Origin of the sequence: Collinsella tanakaei (genome assembly GCF_016900375.1) — a bacterium.
In the GTDB taxonomy this organism is placed as follows: Bacteria; Actinomycetota; Coriobacteriia; order Coriobacteriales; family Coriobacteriaceae; genus Collinsella.
The window spans coordinates 45,285-62,236 of the sequence record NZ_JACJKB010000014.1 but is presented as its reverse complement, the minus strand read 5'-3'; the positions used below and the strand labels follow the sequence as shown (position 1 = coordinate 62,236).

General features: G+C 63.8%; 13 protein-coding genes. 9 read left to right on the top strand and 4 right to left on the bottom strand.

Annotation, left to right across the window (positions count from 1 at the left end; all coding sequences use genetic code 11):
• Positions 1-669 precede the first annotated feature (669 nt).
• From H6A16_RS11030 to H6A16_RS08890, 4 genes are all read left to right on the top strand, one after another.
• The gene (locus H6A16_RS11030) at positions 670-3,495 is read left to right on the top strand and encodes an S-layer homology domain-containing protein (protein ID WP_204618339.1); all 2,826 of its coding nucleotides are present in this window, start codon (positions 670-672) and stop codon (positions 3,493-3,495) included.
• Positions 3,496-3,753: 258 nt separating this feature from the next.
• Positions 3,754-4,674, top strand: a complete 921-nt coding sequence (locus tag H6A16_RS08900) for a tRNA dihydrouridine synthase (protein ID WP_204618337.1) — start codon at positions 3,754-3,756, stop codon at positions 4,672-4,674.
• A gap of 100 nt (positions 4,675-4,774) precedes the next feature.
• A complete protein-coding gene (locus H6A16_RS08895) occupies positions 4,775-5,827 on the top strand; it encodes an alcohol dehydrogenase catalytic domain-containing protein (protein WP_204618335.1) in 1,053 nt (350 codons plus the stop codon).
• 200 nt (positions 5,828-6,027) lie between these two features.
• Positions 6,028-7,083: a CAP domain-containing protein gene (locus H6A16_RS08890; RefSeq protein WP_204618333.1), complete on the top strand. Its 1,056-nt coding sequence runs from the start codon at positions 6,028-6,030 to the stop codon at positions 7,081-7,083.
• A gap of 102 nt (positions 7,084-7,185) precedes the next feature.
• Here H6A16_RS08890 and H6A16_RS08885 read toward each other — a convergent pair whose 3' ends face one another.
• On the bottom strand, positions 7,186-7,989 hold the full coding sequence (locus tag H6A16_RS08885; protein WP_204618330.1) for a YitT family protein: 804 nt from the start codon (positions 7,987-7,989) through the stop codon (positions 7,186-7,188).
• A 553-nt stretch (positions 7,990-8,542) separates the two neighbouring features.
• Between H6A16_RS08885 and H6A16_RS08880 the strand changes: the two genes are divergently transcribed.
• The 3 genes from H6A16_RS08880 (at position 8,543) to H6A16_RS08870 (ending at position 12,075) form a co-directional block, all read left to right on the top strand.
• On the top strand, positions 8,543-9,334 hold the full coding sequence (locus tag H6A16_RS08880; protein WP_204618328.1) for a tyrosine-protein phosphatase: 792 nt from the start codon (positions 8,543-8,545) through the stop codon (positions 9,332-9,334).
• Positions 9,335-9,621: 287 nt separating this feature from the next.
• On the top strand, positions 9,622-10,500 hold the full coding sequence (locus H6A16_RS08875; protein WP_204618326.1) for a DNA/RNA non-specific endonuclease: 879 nt from the start codon (positions 9,622-9,624) through the stop codon (positions 10,498-10,500).
• Between the two features lie 144 nt (positions 10,501-10,644).
• Positions 10,645-12,075 carry an amidophosphoribosyltransferase gene (locus tag H6A16_RS08870; protein ID WP_204618324.1) on the top strand — a complete coding sequence of 477 codons (1,431 nt, stop codon included), beginning with the start codon at positions 10,645-10,647 and terminating at the stop codon, positions 12,073-12,075.
• Between the two features lie 562 nt (positions 12,076-12,637).
• On the opposite strand, the gene H6A16_RS08865 is transcribed toward H6A16_RS08870, so the two are convergent.
• Positions 12,638-13,258 carry a tRNA (cytidine(34)-2'-O)-methyltransferase gene (locus H6A16_RS08865; RefSeq protein WP_204618322.1) on the bottom strand — a complete coding sequence of 207 codons (621 nt, stop codon included), beginning with the start codon at positions 13,256-13,258 and terminating at the stop codon, positions 12,638-12,640.
• A 153-nt stretch (positions 13,259-13,411) separates the two neighbouring features.
• On the opposite strand from H6A16_RS08865, the gene H6A16_RS08860 reads away from it, so the two are divergent.
• Positions 13,412-13,831: a peptide deformylase gene (locus H6A16_RS08860; RefSeq protein WP_204618320.1), complete on the top strand. Its 420-nt coding sequence runs from the start codon at positions 13,412-13,414 to the stop codon at positions 13,829-13,831.
• Between the two features lie 101 nt (positions 13,832-13,932).
• Here H6A16_RS08860 and H6A16_RS08855 read toward each other — a convergent pair whose 3' ends face one another.
• Positions 13,933-14,652, bottom strand: coding sequence for a DUF554 domain-containing protein (locus H6A16_RS08855; RefSeq protein WP_204618318.1), 720 nt, complete (start codon positions 14,650-14,652; stop codon positions 13,933-13,935).
• Between the two features lie 113 nt (positions 14,653-14,765).
• Positions 14,766-15,032: a hypothetical protein gene (locus H6A16_RS08850; protein WP_204618316.1), complete on the bottom strand. Its 267-nt coding sequence runs from the start codon at positions 15,030-15,032 to the stop codon at positions 14,766-14,768.
• A 318-nt stretch (positions 15,033-15,350) separates the two neighbouring features.
• On the opposite strand from H6A16_RS08850, the gene H6A16_RS08845 reads away from it, so the two are divergent.
• Complete coding sequence (locus H6A16_RS08845; RefSeq protein WP_204618313.1) at positions 15,351-16,952, top strand: FAD-binding oxidoreductase; 1,602 nt, start codon at positions 15,351-15,353, stop codon at positions 16,950-16,952.

Genomic DNA, 16,952 nt, shown 5'->3' with positions numbered 1-16,952 from the left:
CATGGCGTGGGCGGTCGAGAACGGCGTCATCAGCGGCGTCGAGCTCGACGACGGCTCCCGCGCCCTGCAGGCCACCCGCTCCATCAACCGCGCCGAGATGGCCGCGATGATCGTGAACGCGGTCCAGGCCGGCGTCGTGAAGTAGCGGCCGCAAGGTCTATAGTGCTCTTCGGCACCCCCGCCTCTCTGCAGGCGGGGGTGCCTCTTTATGGAAGGCGGGGGAGCCGAGGATGTGCGACGGATGGGACGCCGAAAGCGCCGTAGGGCGCCGCGGGCAGGGGAGCCATATCCGCCGCCCCGGTTTGGGGAGATACGGTTTGCCAGCGCTATCGATTCGAACACGGGGATGGCAGGTGCCGACTTGCGCTTTAGGCGGACCGGGCATCTCCTGCTCGAGAGCCTCTTTATCGAGGGAGCGTTCGCGGCCTCCGCCTGCAGAGATGATGGCTTAAGCAGTGGGTCAAATGATTGATGTTGCGCAACAGCGCGCCAACTTCGGTTGGTACCGTGAAATGGATTCATGCGTTCGATCTGGTGACCGCGGTCTTGCGATGAAGCGCGACAGAGCAGGGTCGGCGCTTTTGGGAGGGGACGATTGGAAGGAGCACCATGAAGGTCGATCATTATATCCCTAGAATACGGGGTCGTGTTGCGGCGCTAGCGGTGGCAGTGGCACTCGCGCTGCCGATGGCGCCGGGTGCGGCGTATGCCAATCCGGTGGATGTGGCGGGGACGCTCGAGTCGGCGATTCAGTCTATTGCTGAGCCCGCGCAGGAGGCTGATGGTGGCATCGACCTTATGGCAGCGACTACCGCACCCAAGTACGATTACCAGGTGTACTACATCGACGGGCTCGGCGACACTTGGTACAACAATTCGAAGTGCATGCGTTATCTGTACATCAGAACCGACAACCCGGACGCGAGCTTCTCGCTTCAGTGCGCCGGGGCGACGACGACCTACTATGACCCACTGAAGTCAGGGGAATTCGATGATATCGATGACCAGGGCGTGGTGAATCACTGCCTTCGCGTGCCGGGGGGCTACGTTGCTGGATTTGCATTCAAGCCGAATTCGACCGGGGCGAAGACGCTCAGCCTCTATGAGAAGTCGGGATCGAGAAAGGTGCTCGCCGCGACGTTTACCGCGAACTTCGTCGATTACGACCAGGCCCTCAACAAGTGGGTTGACGACGCTTTTGCGAAGTACGGCAAATCCATCAAGAATCCCGTCGAGAAGCTCTCCGCCGTCTGCGACGGGCTCCGCGCCGAATTCCATTACCCTCTGAACGACGGCGAGTATCTCATCCATTTGGTGACGCGCCCCGATGAGCCGTTTTTCGTTACGAAGACTTGGGACTCATACGTCTCGCCCACGACGATTACCTATATCGCGAACCGCATGGGCGTATTCGAAGACGTCCATAACTGCTTTTTCGACTACGAAAAGGGCACAGAGGCGTACTACGCGTGGCATTACTACTGTCGGGTGACCTATCAGGGCGAGGATTATTACTTGGAGGCGTGCCCCTCTTCTAGCACCGGCGAGATGAGCTGGAGCTCTATCAAGAAGCTCAACTTCAACAACACGTCCTCCTCGACGTTCGATGGGCCACGGGGCTTCAAGCAGGTCGAGGCGCAAGGCGATCAGAAGACTTCGCACAAGATCACGGTGGATTCCCGATTTGGCGTTACCTTCAACGGGCTCTACGACACGCAGAAGGACTCCGCCGTCACCGGCGAGCGGGTGAGTATCCATTGCATGTTTTTTGATACCTACCGCCTCACCGATATCTATGTGACGACGGCGAGTGGCAAGGACGTGCCGTTCTCGCGAAGCGGCTCCGGCGGCTGGTTCATCATGCCCGATGAGGACATTACCATCACCTTGGAATTCGAGAATAATAACGACCTGCCCCCTATCGCTATCGTCGCCCATCGCGCCGTATCCATCGTCTCGGCCAACGGCACCCTCAGATTCGGCGAAGGCTTCGACAAGGATAGGGTTGAGATCGGCGATCACGTGGCGTTCGTCATCGATCCCGACGACGGCTATGGGATCTCCGACGTCACGGTGACCACCAAGACCGGCGAGAGCGTGAAGGTGTACGGGGCGGACGACACGCGCTGGTTCACCATGCCGAGCGAGGACGTCACGCTCACGGTCACGTACGAGAATGCCGTGAACAAGCGCTACATCGACGTCGTCCAGCCCACCGAGGGTGGCACGGTGAGCATCAGCGGCTCTCCCGCCACGGTCGGCTCCGTCGTGAAGGTCTACCCGAAGCCCGACGACGGCTGGAAGGTCGGCTCGGTCACGTACACCGACGCGAGCGGCAAGACCGTCGACATACCGCAGACCGCGAACACCACCTGGGCGTTCGACATGCCGGACGCGGACGTCACGGTTAAGGTCGCCTTTGTCAAGGACGCCGTGTACCGCGTGAAGGCCAACAAGCCCGCGCACGCGACCGTCTACCTCCAGGACCGGGACTACGCGCCCGGCGAGGAGGTCTACTACATGATCGACCCCGACGAGGGGTACGGCGTCTCCTCCATCAAGGCGGTCGACGGCAACGGCAAGACGGTGAAGCTGACTGGCCCCGTCTCCTACCCTGACGGCCTGCGATACACCTTCACCATGCCGGAGTCCGACGTGACCATCACGGCGGCGGTCGAGGAGCACGACGCCGCGCACGCCATCGACGTCGAGGTCTCCGACTGCTCGGTGCTCGCTCCGCAGGAAGCCAAGCCCGGCATCCAGGTCAACCTCCACGTGGAGCCGAACGACGGCTATACGCTCGAGAAGGGCGCTGTTGTCGTTACCGATAAGGACGGCAAGTCGGTCGCCGTGACCGAGCGCACCGCAGGCGAGTACTGGTTCACGATGCCCGACGGCCCGGTAACAGTCACTGCCACGGCTACCGAGGCGGGCGATACCGAGGAGCCCGAGAAGGTCTTCAGCGACGTGGCGTCCGACGCCTGGTACGCCGAGCCCGTCGCATGGGCGGTGGAGAACGGCATCTTCCACGGCTACGAGGGCTCCGATAAGTTCGGGCCGGACGACTCCATCACGCGCGCGCAGATGGCGACGGTGCTCTACAACGTGGCGAAAAACCCCGAGGTCGACACGACCATCATGGACCGCTTCGAGGACTGCGTCGCGGGCTCTTGGTACGGCGAGGCCGTCTCCTGGGCGGTTCAGGAGGGCATCTTCTCCGGATACTCCGACTCCGGCAACTTCGGGCCGGACGACCCGATCACGCGCGAGCAGATCGCCGTGGTGCTCTGGCGCCAGGCGGGCGAGCCGGCGGCCGCGGGCGACTTGGCGAGCTTCCCGGACGGCTGGAAGACGAGCACGTGGGCGCGCGACGCGATGGCCTGGGCCGTCGACGAGGGCATCTTCACCGGCAACAGCGTGACCGGTGAGCTCATGCCCACCGGCAACCTCACCCGCGCCGAGGCGGCGACGGTGATGATGCGCCTGCTGTCGTAGGGGAGGCGGCATCTGCGGATTGCGGCTAGGCGGCGGGGCGTACCGATGTGGTGCGCCCCGCCGCTTGTTCTCCATCCAAGCTGGCCGTTGCAGCACGCGTTGCGTATCCCATATCCAGCGGGTATGCTTGATGGTTCGTAACGTGTCGATTTCGGGAGCCGTATGGAGAACTGCGCCGCGCTGGAAAACGAATCTGGTTTTTCGCCTATGCCGGTGGCAGGTGCTACCGCGCAACTTGGGGGTGCGGATCGCCCGCGCATGCCGCTGCTGTCACTTGCCCCTATGGAGGGGTTGACCGGCCACACCTTCCGTCGGATTCACGCGGAGTGCTTCGGTGCGCTCGACCGCTACTACACGCCGTTTCTCACGCCGCCGCGCGTGGGCAGCTCGTTCGGCAAGCGCGATTGCGGGGAGGTCGATCCGGCCAACAACCAGGGGCTCGACGTCGTGCCGCAGCTGCTCACCAAGAATGCTGATGAGTTCGTATGGGCCGCCGAGCTTCTGGCGAAGATGGGCTACCGCGAGGTCAACCTGAACGTCGGCTGCCCGTCGGGCACGGTTGTCGGCAAGGGCAGGGGAGCGGGCTTTCTGCGCGATCTGGATGCGCTCGATGCATTTTTGAGCGAGGTGTGCGATAGGTCCCCGCTGCCGGCGTCGGTCAAGACGCGCATTGGCATCGCGCGCGATGAGGAGTACGAGGCGATTCTCGAGATGTACTGTCGTCATCCCTTGGCCGAGCTCATCGTACATCCGCGCGTGCGGAAAGATTTCTATCGCGGCAAGCCGCGCTGGGAGTCCTATGGCGAGACCCTGCGCCGTGCGTCGTTTCCCGTGGCGTACAACGGCGATATCTTTACCTGCGACGACATGGATGCGCTGCTTGCGGCGTATCCAGAGACGCGTCATGTGATGCTGGGCCGCGGGCTTCTGTACAACCCGGCGTTGGCGCGTATGCTGCACGGCGGTCCGGCGCTCACGCTTGACGAGCTCAAGCGCTTCCACGACAAGCTGTTCTGCGCCTATGAGGGGCAGATGGGCGGCAATGCGGTCTTCCGCATGAAGGAGTGGTGGTCCTACGCCCAGCACGCGTTCGACGACCCGCAGACGGTCCACCGCGCCGTTAGGAAGGTCCGTACCATACCCGACTACCAAGCTGCCATAGCAAAGATCTTCAGCTGAGGTCCGCTTTCAGCACGGAGGTGCCAGCGAGGCCGCTTCGTCCTGAAAGTGGACATCGTGCCGAGTACAATTGAGGGGTCTCGTTGCAGGGGAGGTCAATGTGAAGGCACTGGTGCATGACGGTCACGGAAACATCGCGCTGCTCGAGCGCCCGCGTCCGAAGCTGCAGGAGCCGACTGACGCCATCGTGCGCGTGACGCGCTCGACCATCTGCACGAGCGACCTCCACATCATGCGCGGCGCCGTTCCCCGTGCGCTGCCCGATACGGTGCTCGGCCACGAGTTCGTGGGGGTGGTCGAAGAAGTCGGCTCGGGGGTGACGCGATTCTCGCCGGGTGACCGCGTGGCCGTCAACTGCGAGACCTTCTGCGGTGAATGCTTCTTCTGCAAGCGCGGTTGGGTCAACAACTGCGAGCACGGCGGCTGGCTGCTGGGTTGCACCATCGACGGCTGCCAAGCCGAATACGTCCGCGTACCGATGGCGGACAACGCCTTCACGCGCATTCCCAATGGCGTCTCCGACGAGGACGCGCTCTTCTTGGGCGATATCCTGGCAACGGGCTGGTGGGGTGTGCGCCTGGCGGAGATCGAGCCCGGCTCCTCCGTCGCGGTCATCGGTGCGGGGCCGGTCGGTCTCACGACCATGATGTGCGCGCGGCTGGCGAATCCCGGGTGCATCATCGCTCTTGACGTCGACGAGGTTCGCCTGCGCCGCGCGGTCGACCACGGGCTTGCCGACATCGCCATCAACCCGACGGGGAAGAGCCAGACCGAGGTCGAGGCGCTCGTGCAAGAGGCGACGTGCGGCCGCGGCGCGGACGCCGTCATCGAGGCAGCAGGTGGTCCCGACACCTTCGAGATGGCCTGGCGCATCGCCCGCCCCAACGCCATCGTGGTGATTTCTGCCATGTACGAGCAGGACCAGACGCTGCCTCTGCCCCAGATGTACGGCAAGAACCTCATCTTCAAGACCGGTGGCGTGGACGCATCCGGTCTCGATGAGGTCATTGCCCTCATCGCGGCTGGCAAGCTCGACACGAGCCTGCTCATCTCCAAGCGCTATCCGCTGGACGACATCCTCGAGGCGTACCGCGCTTTCGAGGCCCGCGAAGACGACTGCCTCAAGGTGGTCATCACCCCCGCAATGTCCTGAAACATCTCCGTCCTGAAAGTGGACATACGTGTCCACATTCGGGACGGAGATGTTTTGGGACATTCGCACGCCTTTTTGCTCAGGTCCTCCGTCCGCCACCCGCCAGCGCGATATGGCCGTTCATACTGGGCGTTCGTCTGCCCATGTAAAACCCCTGCTTACAATGGGGGCATCCACCGAATCGGCTGGCAGATGGAGTGATGGGGGACGCTATGGGCACCAAGCGCGTGAACTTTCTGAAGATGACGACCATTGCGGTTGCCGTGGCCGCGTTCACCTGGGCCGCCCCCGCCTTCGCGGCTCCCCAGAACGGCTGGGTCGAGTCGGGAGGGGAGCGCTACTGGTACGACAATGGCGTTATGGCCCGCGACAAGCAGGTGTACGACCCGGCTTCCGACGCGTGGTATTGGTTTGACGCCGACGGCACGATGGCGACGGACAAAGACGTGTTCATCCCTGTTTCCAACGAGGACCGCAGTCGGGGCAAGTGGGTGCGCTACGATGCGGAAGGCCACATGGTCAAGGGCGAGGACTACCGCTATGGCGGCTGGTATTACTTCGATCCGGTGACCGGCGAGATGGCAAAAGGCTTCCGCTATCTCGATTCCAACGGCGGCAAATGGGTGTTCTACGATTACATCACCGGCCAGATGGCTCATGGCGAGCGCTATATCGATGGCAGCCATGGCGACGAGCCCGGCTGGATGTACTTTGCCGACGACACCGGTGCGGTGACCTACGGCTGGCAATTCTTGATTTCGGACATCGATTTCAAGTGGGTCTACTACGACACGTCGACCGGGCGCATGGTCCACGGGCGTCGCGTGATCGACGGCGTGCCCCGCGAGTTCGACATGGCCACTGGCGCGCATCAGTTTGGAGGGCGCTACAGCCCGAACGAGGCGCGCGACGTGCTCGGTCTGGTGAATCAGGCGCGCGCCGCCGTTGGCGTGGCGCCGCTTGCGTGGGATGATGAGCTCGCTGCAACGGCAGAGGTCCGCGCGGCTGAGCTCACGATCTCGTTCTCGCACGGGCGACCCGATGGCACTTCGTGCTTCATCATCTTCCCTCCTGCGGCGGCGGTGGGCGAGAATATCGCTGCTGGTCAGAGGTCGGCGGCGCAGGTGAACCAGGCGTGGACGAACTCGCCTGGGCACTATGCCAACATGGTCAATCCCAACTTCACGAAGCTCGGCGTCAGCTGCCTGATCGACGACAACGGCTACAAGTACTGGGTCGAGGCGTTCTCCTCGTAGACGCCTCGGCTGTCCCGCTGGCCTCTCAGAGGGCGTAGCCGGAAGGCGCCAAGGGGCCGCGGGCCCTTGGCGCCTTCCGGCTACGTCCCCAGAGAGGCCAGGTTACGCCACGCGGCGAGTGAGCTCGCGTTCGCGGACCTCGCTGACCTCGGAGATAACCCAGAACGCGTGCGGGTCCACCGAGTTGATCATCTCGCGCATGGGCCACAGCTTGCGGCGCGGGATGACGCACAGCACGGCCTTGCTGTCGGCGTGGGTGTAGCCCTGCTCGATGGGCAGCATCGTGGCGCCCGCGTCCTGCTCGGTGAGGATCAGCTCGCGGATCTTCTCGTACTCGGGCGAAAAGATCAGCAGCTGGACCTGCAAGCGCCCCATGACCATGACCTTGTTCATCACGATGGAGAGCAGCGACAGCGCAAGAATGCCGAGCAGGATCTGCTCGGAGCTGGAGAGCGGAAACTGACAGGCGATCACGAAGGCGTCGATGCCCCACAGCAACGCCGACACGTTGAGATGCAGGTATTTGTGCGCGATCAGCGCGATGACGCCGGCGCCTGCGCCCATGAAGGCGCCGCCGCAGATCGCAGCGAGCACATGGTCCTGCGCAAGCTCTGCGATCGGCAGCATCTCCAGCACGGCCATGGCAAGCGGGTAGGCGACGGTGCTCACGATGGTCGAGGCGGCAAAGGTCCTTCCCAGGAAGAACGATCCGACCACGAACAGCAGTCCGTTCACGATGAGCACGGCAAGCGAGAGCTGCAGCGGCACGAAGTGCGTCACCACGAGCGAGATGCCCGTGGAGCCGCCGAGCACAAGACCATGCGGAACGATGAATGCCGTGACGGCGAACGCCACGAGAAGGTTGCCGAGTACGATAGCCGCCAGATGGCGCATATGGGTGCCCATGATGCCTCCGGTGAAAGTTCCGCAGCTGCGGGAAATGCGCGGGGATGTTCACCCCGTACGGCATCGAAAGAGGTGCTGAAGCGTCAACATTCCATGCGGCGCGCCTGAGGCTGCTTTACATGCGCCTGGGCCTGCGTGCAGAGCGTCCAAGAGATTGCGACTCCTGTGGCAGTGGATCTGACCGACGTTGGCTTGCGGGCAAGTATCGTCGCCAGCTGCGCAACCACGGGGCTCGTTTGCATCGAAAGGCGCGCCGGGGCGGGCAAGGGGACACCCCGGCGCGGTGCGAAAGGTCATGCGAAGGTTTGGTCGCCGTACGACGGTGATGTCGCCATCGGCGTGCGGGGCTTCGCCGCTCGCATACCTATGCGGTTTCCTACCCGAATCGTAGGCAAAGATACGCTCAATTTCGTGTTTGTTCATGCGTGCTTCGGCAGACGTCGCGTGCTTCGGCGGACGTCGCATGCTTACCGCAACCTGACAAAGGCAGATGGGCATGTGCCCTTGGCCTCTGGTAAGGTTGAAAGGATAGCTATCGAAGAGAGGAACGCACATGCAGCAGGACGCGGCGCAGCTTGCCGGGCACATCGACAACGGACATATCGAGTTCGAGGGGCTTCCCAACACGCGCGATTTGGGCGGCATGCCCGCAGCGGACGGGAGGCGCATCCGGGGGCGCCGTCTGCTTCGCAGCGGCCTGCTTGCTCCCGCCACGCGTACCGACCTGACGCGCCTGCATGAGGAGTACGACCTGCGTCTCGATGTCGACCTGCGCACCGATGAGGAGTGCGCCGAGCGTCCCGACCCGGTCGGCGAGATCTCCGGCCTGCGCTTCGTGCACCTGCCGGTGTTCCAGGAGCCCGCGGCGGGCGTGTCGCGCAGCGAGACCGATATGGACCGCGTGCGTTCGCAGGTCATGCGCGGCGAGGTCGAACCCGCGCAGCTCATGATCACCCTCTACCCGCACATGCTGCTCGACGATATCGGCGTCACCGCCTACCGCACGTTCTTCGAGGAGGTCCTCGCCTGCGAGACCGGTGCGGTGCTATGGCACTGCACGGCGGGCAAGGATCGTTGCGGCATGGCGAGCGTGCTCATGGAGACGGCCCTCGGCGTTCCCTGGGAGGTCATCTTCGCCGACTATATGGCCACAAACCGCTTCTATGGTCTTGCCGTGGTCGACGGCGTTCCCGAGGATCCGTTCAACGGCGTCGATGCGCGCTACCTCTCCGCCGCCTCCGAAGCCGTTGACCGCGAGTTCGGCGGCATGCTCGGCTACATCGATCGCGCGCTGGGCATCGGCGCCGACGCCCGCGCTGAGCTTCAGGCGCGCTATCTCGTGTAGGGGTGTTCGGCCCGCATCGCGCAGAGTCCGAGATTTCCGACAGATAGCGGCCGATTTTCGGCCGTAGCTGTCGGAAAACTCATACTTTGCGCACCGCCTTGCACGCCGGATACCCTGCTGGTGTTATTGCGGGGCCACGCGCGTCGTGCGGCCTTGCCCCAATCTAACCCTAAACTTACAGTCCAAACGGGCCGTCATCTGCTCAGCGCTTTGCGCGGGCATGCCACAATGGTGCCCGTTGCACCAATCTGCAGGGCGGAGACACCGCCAGCCATGAGGAGATTTGCATGAACCAGCGCATCGTACGAGCGTTTGCCTTCATCTGCCTTGCCCTTGCCCTCGTGCTTGCCGGCTGCGGCGGCACGAAGGATGGCGCGTCGGCGGGCTCCTATGTCGAGCTGTCGTCCGAGGCGACCGTCGAGCAATCGTCGTTTACAGACGAGGAGATCGCCTACGCCGAGGACAACCTGGGTTATGAGCATTACAGCGGCCTGGACGAGCTCGGCCGCTGCGGCGTCGCCGAGGCGTGTCTCGGCCCCGAGACGCTTCCTGCCCGTGGCGAGGAGCGCGAGAGCATCAGCGACGTTCACCCCTCCGGCTGGCATTCCATCCGCTACGACTTCATCGAGGGCGAGTCGCTCTACAACCGCAGTCACCTGATCGGCTGGGCGCTCGCGGCCGAGAACGCCAACGAGCGCAACCTCGTGACGGGCACGCGCTACATGAACGCCGACGTCATGCGCCTGTACGAGGAGGAGGTCGCCGACTACATCTACGACACCGACAACCACGTGCTCTACCGCTCGACGCCCGTGTTCGAGGGCGATGAGCTCGTGTGCCGCGGTATCCAGGTCGAGGCCTACTCGCTCGAGGACGACGGTCGCGGCATCGATTTTTCGGTATGGTGCCCCAACGTGCAGCCGGGTGTGGAGATCGACTACGTCACAGGCGAGGCGCGCCTGACCGATGACGCCGCCGTGGGCGAGGGCGACGCAGAGGCGAACGAGGTCGACGATTACGTGCTCAACACCAACACGCACAAGGTGCACGATCCGGAGTGCCCCGGCGTCGAGGACATCGCGCGTTCCAACCGTGAGGATTTCCACGGCTCGCTCGCCGAGGCGGAGCGGATGGGATATAACCTCTGCGGGCAGTGCCTAGCGTAGGTGAAGATCGTCGCAGCTGTCCGTTATGCCGCTTTGCCTGCGCGCGGAAAATCATAACCGTGTGAAATTGCCGATGCCCTGATGCGACGCCCCGCCGCCACTCTATACTTGTTGGGTTCCGAAATCCCAACAGGAGGGCAAGGTATGGGCGGATTCTTTGGCGCAACGTCCAAGCGCGACGTGGTGCTCGATGTGTTCTTCGGCGTTGACTACCACTCGCATCTCGGTACGCGACGTGCCGGTATGGTGATCTGCGAGGGGACGGGTGGCTTCCAGAAGGAGATCCACTCCATCGAGAACACGCCGTTCCGTTCTCGCTTCGACGCCGACCTCGCCCGCTTCCATGGCACGAGCGGCATCGGCTGCATCAGCGACACCGATCCCCAGCCGCTACTGGTGCGCTCCCGCCACGGCGTGTTCGCCATCACGACCGTCGGCATCATCAACAACGCCAACCAGCTCATCGAGCAGTATTTCGACCAGGGCGGCGCGCAGTTCATGGCCATGAGCTCGGGTGCGGTCAACGGCACCGAGCTCGTCGCGGCGCTCATCAACCAGAAGGAAGACCTGGTCGAGGGCATCATGTTCGCGCAGTCAGTGGTCGAGGGCTCGCTCACCCTGCTGGTCATGACCGAGGACGGCACCATCTTCGCCGCCCGCGACCGCATGGGTCGCCTGCCCGTGCTCATCGGCCGCGACATCGAGGGCCAAGGCTACTGCATCTCGTTCGAGTCGTTCGTCTACCACAAGCTTGGCTACGAGGACGAGTACGAGCTCGGCCCTGCCGAGATCGTGCGCATCACCGCCGACGGCTACGAGACCATGGCGCCCGCGGGCACCGAGATGAAAATCTGCGCGTTCCTCTGGGTGTACTACGGATATCCCAACTCGAACTACGAGGGCGTGAACGTCGAGGTCATGCGCTACCGCAACGGCCATATCATGGCTCGCGACGAGGCTGCCGCCGGCACGCTGCCCGAGGTCGATTACGTTGCCGGCGTGCCCGATTCGGGCCTGCCGCACGCCATCGGCTACGCCAACGAGTGCGGCGCCACCTTCGCCCGCCCGTTCATCAAGTACACGCCTACCTGGTCGCGCTCCTTCATGCCGTCCAACCAGAGCGTGCGCAACCGCATCGCCGAGATGAAGCAGATCCCCGTGCCCGAGCTCATCAAGGACAAGAAGCTCCTGTTCGTCGACGACTCCATCGTGCGCGGCACGCAGCTCGGCAAGACCGTGAACTTCCTGTACGAGGCCGGCGCCAAAGAGGTGCACATGCGCTCTGCGTGCCCGCCCATCATGTTTAGCTGCAAGTACCTGTCGTTCTCGCGCGGCAAGTCCGATATGGACCTCATCGCGCGCCGCGTCGTGCGCGAGCTCGAGGGTCCCGAGGGCGACAAGCATCTCGACGAGTACGCCGACAGCTCCACCGAGCGCGGCGGCTGCATGCTGCGCCGCATCTGCGAGCAGCTCGGCTTCGACAGCCTCGGCTATCAGTCGTTGCCCGGCATGCTCGAGGCGATCGGCATCGACCCCTCGAAGGTCTGCACCTACTGCTGGAACGGCAAGGAGTAGGTTTTATACTCGCCAAGTCTGTTCGGCCCGTCGAGGTGTTGCGCCTCGGCGGGCTTTTCTTGGCAAAACGGGGCGTTTCATGCTGGCGGGGTGCATCGGTCGAAGCTTTGGTTTGAGCTGCTTGGCTGAAAATGCGAGTTGTGTACCCGGGCTGTTCATATAAACGGACAGAACGGACTTACAATATCGGCCAAGGCGGACAAACGCTCTTAACCTATCACTGTATCGCGGCTTATACGGGCAAGCTAGGTTCCCGAAGCCGTTGCGCGCGGTACAAAAGTCGCCTTTTCAGCCAGTGTGGTTGGTCGGCAGCGTCGATTGGGGCCGATTTAGGTCCGCTGACTGGCAGGAATTGTAACTTGAGCATTTTTCGGTCGAGCCCCATGACCGAATCAGGAGGCTTTCGGATGCCAAAGAGCCCGATTTGAGCCTCAACGAGGCGAAAAGAGGACGGTCTGTCGGGGTGATAGGGTGCCAGAAAAATGCTCAAGTTACAACTTTTGCCAGCGCCGCCCAGCGACGCCCTCCGACGAGGTGCAGCGGGGCCGTTTCGGTGCGGCCGCTAGGCCTCCATGCCCGGAAATCCGGTCTGGCGCAGCGCCTCGTACAGGACAACGGCCGCTGCGTTCGAAAGGTTGAGCGCGCTGATGCGGTAGTCGTCCGGATCGATGAAATTGCCACAGATATCCTGCTGCAGCAGGGGAGAGGCGGCCGCATTATCGCCTGCGCCCGCATGGAGCTCCTGTTCGTGGGCCTCCCACTGCGCGCGGTTCGCGAGCGAATCGCGGTCGGGCAGCATGGGGATGCGCTCGCAGCAGCCGGGAAGCTCCGCGAGAATACGCTCGGGAATGCCCGAGCTCTCCTTTCCGAACACGAGATAGTCGCCATCGCGATAGGTGCTCTGAGCGTAGGTGCGCTGGGCTTTCTTGGTCAGCAGATGGAGCCGGCTGCCCGCGTGCGCGCCGCGCAGGTTGCAGGCGTCCAGGAACGCGTCCCATGAAGCATGGACTCGAACGTCGAGGTTCTCCCAGTAGCCGAGGCCGGCGCGATGCAGCATCTTGCTGTCGAGCGAGAAGCCCAGAGGCTCGATCAGATGGAGCCGCGTGCCCGTGACGACGCAGGTGCGTCCGATGTTGCCGGTGTTGGCGGGAATCTCGGGTTCGAAGAGCACGATGTTCAGCATGGGGCCTCGCAAGCAATGGGCCGATGGGACATGCGATATCCTACGCTATTTTGGGTGAGGGGACGCTCTTTGGAGAGCGGCCCTGCCGATTTACGCTACTATCGTGGAGCGCCCCGCGGCGCACCGAACGAACCCATCCGAAAGGACCTCTTCATGATTAAAGAGCTCGTGCACGACGAAGCCATCCTCTCCCAGCCCTGCGAGCCCGCCACGGCCGATGACGCCGCGATCGCGCAGGACCTTATCGATACGATGAACTCCATCGACGACGCGGTCTGCCTGGCTGCTAACCAGATCGGCGTCACCAAGGCGCTCGCCGTCTACAAGGATGACGACGACCAGGTCCACGTGATGTACAACCCCAAGATGCTGCTCGGCCTCGGCGCCTTCAAGTGCGAGGAGCGCTGCCTGTCGCTCGAGGATGCCCACAAGGTCACGCGCTTCATCAAGATCAAGGTCAACTACGACGAGCTGGTCGACGGCGAGCTCAAGCACCGTCGCGGTGACTTCGCCGATTGGGAGGCCCAGATGATCCAGCACATGATCGATCACTGCAACGGCAGGCTCGTGTAGCCTGTAGCTGGCAAAACGATTTGGAGCGCCCGGTTCGCACACATGCGAGCCGGGCGCTCCGCTGTAACGGGTGTTCAGGGCGGGCGAATCCCTCACAGCCCCTACGGCGCGATGAGCGCCCAGATGACGGCGACGACCACCGCGGGCAGCATGTTCGCCGGCTTGAACGTCCCCTTCCAGATCAGGTTCACGCCCACGCAGAAGATGAGCATCGATCCCACCAGCGAGAGGTTAGAAAGCGCCGCGGCGGTCATGATCGGGCGAATGGGCTGGGCGAGCAGGGTGATGGAGCCTTGGATCGCCGCTACAGGCAGCGCCGAGAACAGGCAACCGCGCCCGAACGATGCGCTCATCACGCAGACGATGATGGCATCGAGCGCGCCTTTGAGCGCGAGGGTGGTCCAATCGCCCGCGATGCCGTCTTGGATGGACCCGACGATGGCCATGGCGCCGATGCTCACGGTAAGCGAGGTGTTCACGAAGCCGTTGACGAAGCTCGCGTCGTCGGTGCTGCCGGTCTTCTGCTTGAGCCAGACACCGAGCTGCTCGAAGCGGTCGTCGAGGTCGATGAACTCGCCGATGGCAGAGCCCAGGGCAAACGAGACGATCATCATGGCGGTGCCGCCCGTGGCGAGCGCGCCGTCCTGGATCGCGAGCATCTCCTCGAGCGTGCCCGAAAGCCCGACGAAGATGACGCAGAGGCCCGTCGCCTTCATGAGGGTCTCCTGCACGCGCGGCACGAGAAAGCGCCCGCCGAGCAAGCCGAAGATACCGCCGGCGAGGATGCAGGCGACGTTGATGAGCGTTCCCAGTCCGATCATGTGCCAACTCCGCAAAACAAGGCGCCGCCGCAGCGACGCATGGGTTTCGATGTCGAAAGCCATGGTAGCAAACGGCGGCGCGGGGGTTGGGGAGAGGCGGCCTGGCAGGGGCGCTATCGGCTGGAATCCTGCTGCCGGCCGGCTGCCTCCTCGATCAGGCTGGCGAGGTCGTCGTGCGGTGCCTGCAACCTCGGGGCGCCCATCCAGCCACGGCGCGAGAGCTTGCGCACGAGCCGCCGCGCTGCGGCTGGCCCCGTCACCTCATCGTGCGTGACGGGCACGACGGTAAGCCCCGGAAACGCATCGGCGTCGATCGGCGAGCTGTGCGGGTCGTCCACGATGTCGAGCGCGAGCTTGTGCTGGGGAAAATACAGGGCCATGGCATCCTCCTTCTTCGCAGGTCACGCCTGCGGCAACGGGTGCTGCCAGCCTATCAGCCGAATCTTACCGCCCCTCGCGCATGGCCTTACCGCCGCCCAAACGTGCCAGCATGGACCCGGCGGCGGGCCCGAAAACAGCGGTATATCCCCATGAATCGCGCGTGCGGGCAGGCGCCTCCGGGCGGTTTTCGCATGCCGCGAAGCCCGTAACCCTCTGTTCACGTGCTTGTCATAATCGGGAGCCATCCGTATAGACTTCGGCCGTTTCTGTATACTTTGGAATCCGTGACGCTTTAGTTTGATAAAGAAAGGCGCGCTATGGTGGATATGTTGCCGATGACTCCGGAATTCGGAGAGTATCTGCGCGATGAATCGCGCAGCGTGGGCACGGCCGATTCCATATCGTTTCCCCGAACCGAGGACGAGATCCGTTCGGTGCTGCGTAGCCTGCACGGGGTCTCCGGCGCCGATGGCAAGCCGGTTGCCATCACGGTGCAGGGCGCGCGCACGGGTCTCGCCGCGGGCGCGGTGCCGTCGGGCGGGCACGTCATGAACCTGTCGCGCGCGACCGCCTATCTTGGGCTTTCCCGCGATGAAGATGGAACCTACCTGCTGCGCGTGCAGCCTGGCGTGATCCTTTCCGAGCTCCGTCGGCACCTGGCTCGCCACACCGTTCCCACCGATGGCTGGGACCGCGCGAGCCTCGATGCGCTCGAGGAGCTATATGCCGGCCCCGAGCAGTTCTTTCCCACCGACCCGACCGAGACCTCGGCGTGCGTGGGCGGTATGGCGGCCTGCAACGCCTCGGGCGCGCGCAGCTACGCCTATGGCCCCATGCGCCCGCACGTTCGCGCGCTGCGCGTGGCGCTCGCCGACGGCGACGTCGTCGCGCTGCGCCGCGGCGAGGTGCGCGCGAGGGCCCGTCGCCTGACGCTTGCCACGGAGTCCGGCCGCACGCTGGAGCTGGACCTTCCGACCTACACCATGCCCTGCACGAAGAACGCCTCGGGCTACTTCGTGGAGGACGACATGGACGCCATCGACCTCTTCATCGGCTCCGACGGCACGCTCGGTATCATCTGCGAACTCGAACTCGCGCTGATGCCGACGCCGGCCGTGAGCTGGGGTGTGAACTGCTTCTTTGCAAGCGAGTCCGATGCGATCGACTTCACCTGCGCCGTGCGCCCCGTGCTGTCGGACGCCTGCGCTATCGAGTATTTCGACGCCGACGCCCTGAACATCCTGCGCCGCCAGCGCGAGCGTAGCACGGCGTTCTCGGCGCTGCCCGCGATGGACGATGCCTGGTCGTGCTGCGTGTATGTTGAGCTCGCGTGCTCCTCTCGCGAGCAGGCGCTCGCTGAGCTTGCGCGCTTGGGCGATATCGCGCGCGATTGCGGTGGCTCGAATGCTGCCACCTGGGTCGGCCGCACCGACATCGACCGCGAGACGCAGCGGTTCTTCCGCCATGCCGTGCCCGAGAGCGTCAACATGCTTATCGACGAGCGCCGCCGCACCGACCCCACGATCACCAAGCTCGGCAGCGACATGTCGGTACCCGACGAGCGCCTGCGCGACGTGATGGCGCTCTACCGCGCCGACCTCGCCGCAGCCGGGCTCGAGTCGGCCGCCTGGGGGCATATCGGCAACAACCACCTGCACGTCAACGTGCTGCCGCGCAACACCGCGGACTACGCAGCGGGAAAGCGCCTGTTCGAGAAGTGGGCCCGTGCGGTCACGGACATGGGCGGCGCGGTGTCGGCGGAGCATGGCGTGGGCAAGCTCAAGCGGAGCTTCTTGGCGGTGATGTACGGCGAGCAGCATATCTGCGAGATGGCCTCGCTCAAGCGGCAGCTCGACCCCTATCTTCAGCTGGGTCAGGGCAATCTGTTCGAACTCGAGACGTGTGAAAGGGGTGCATAG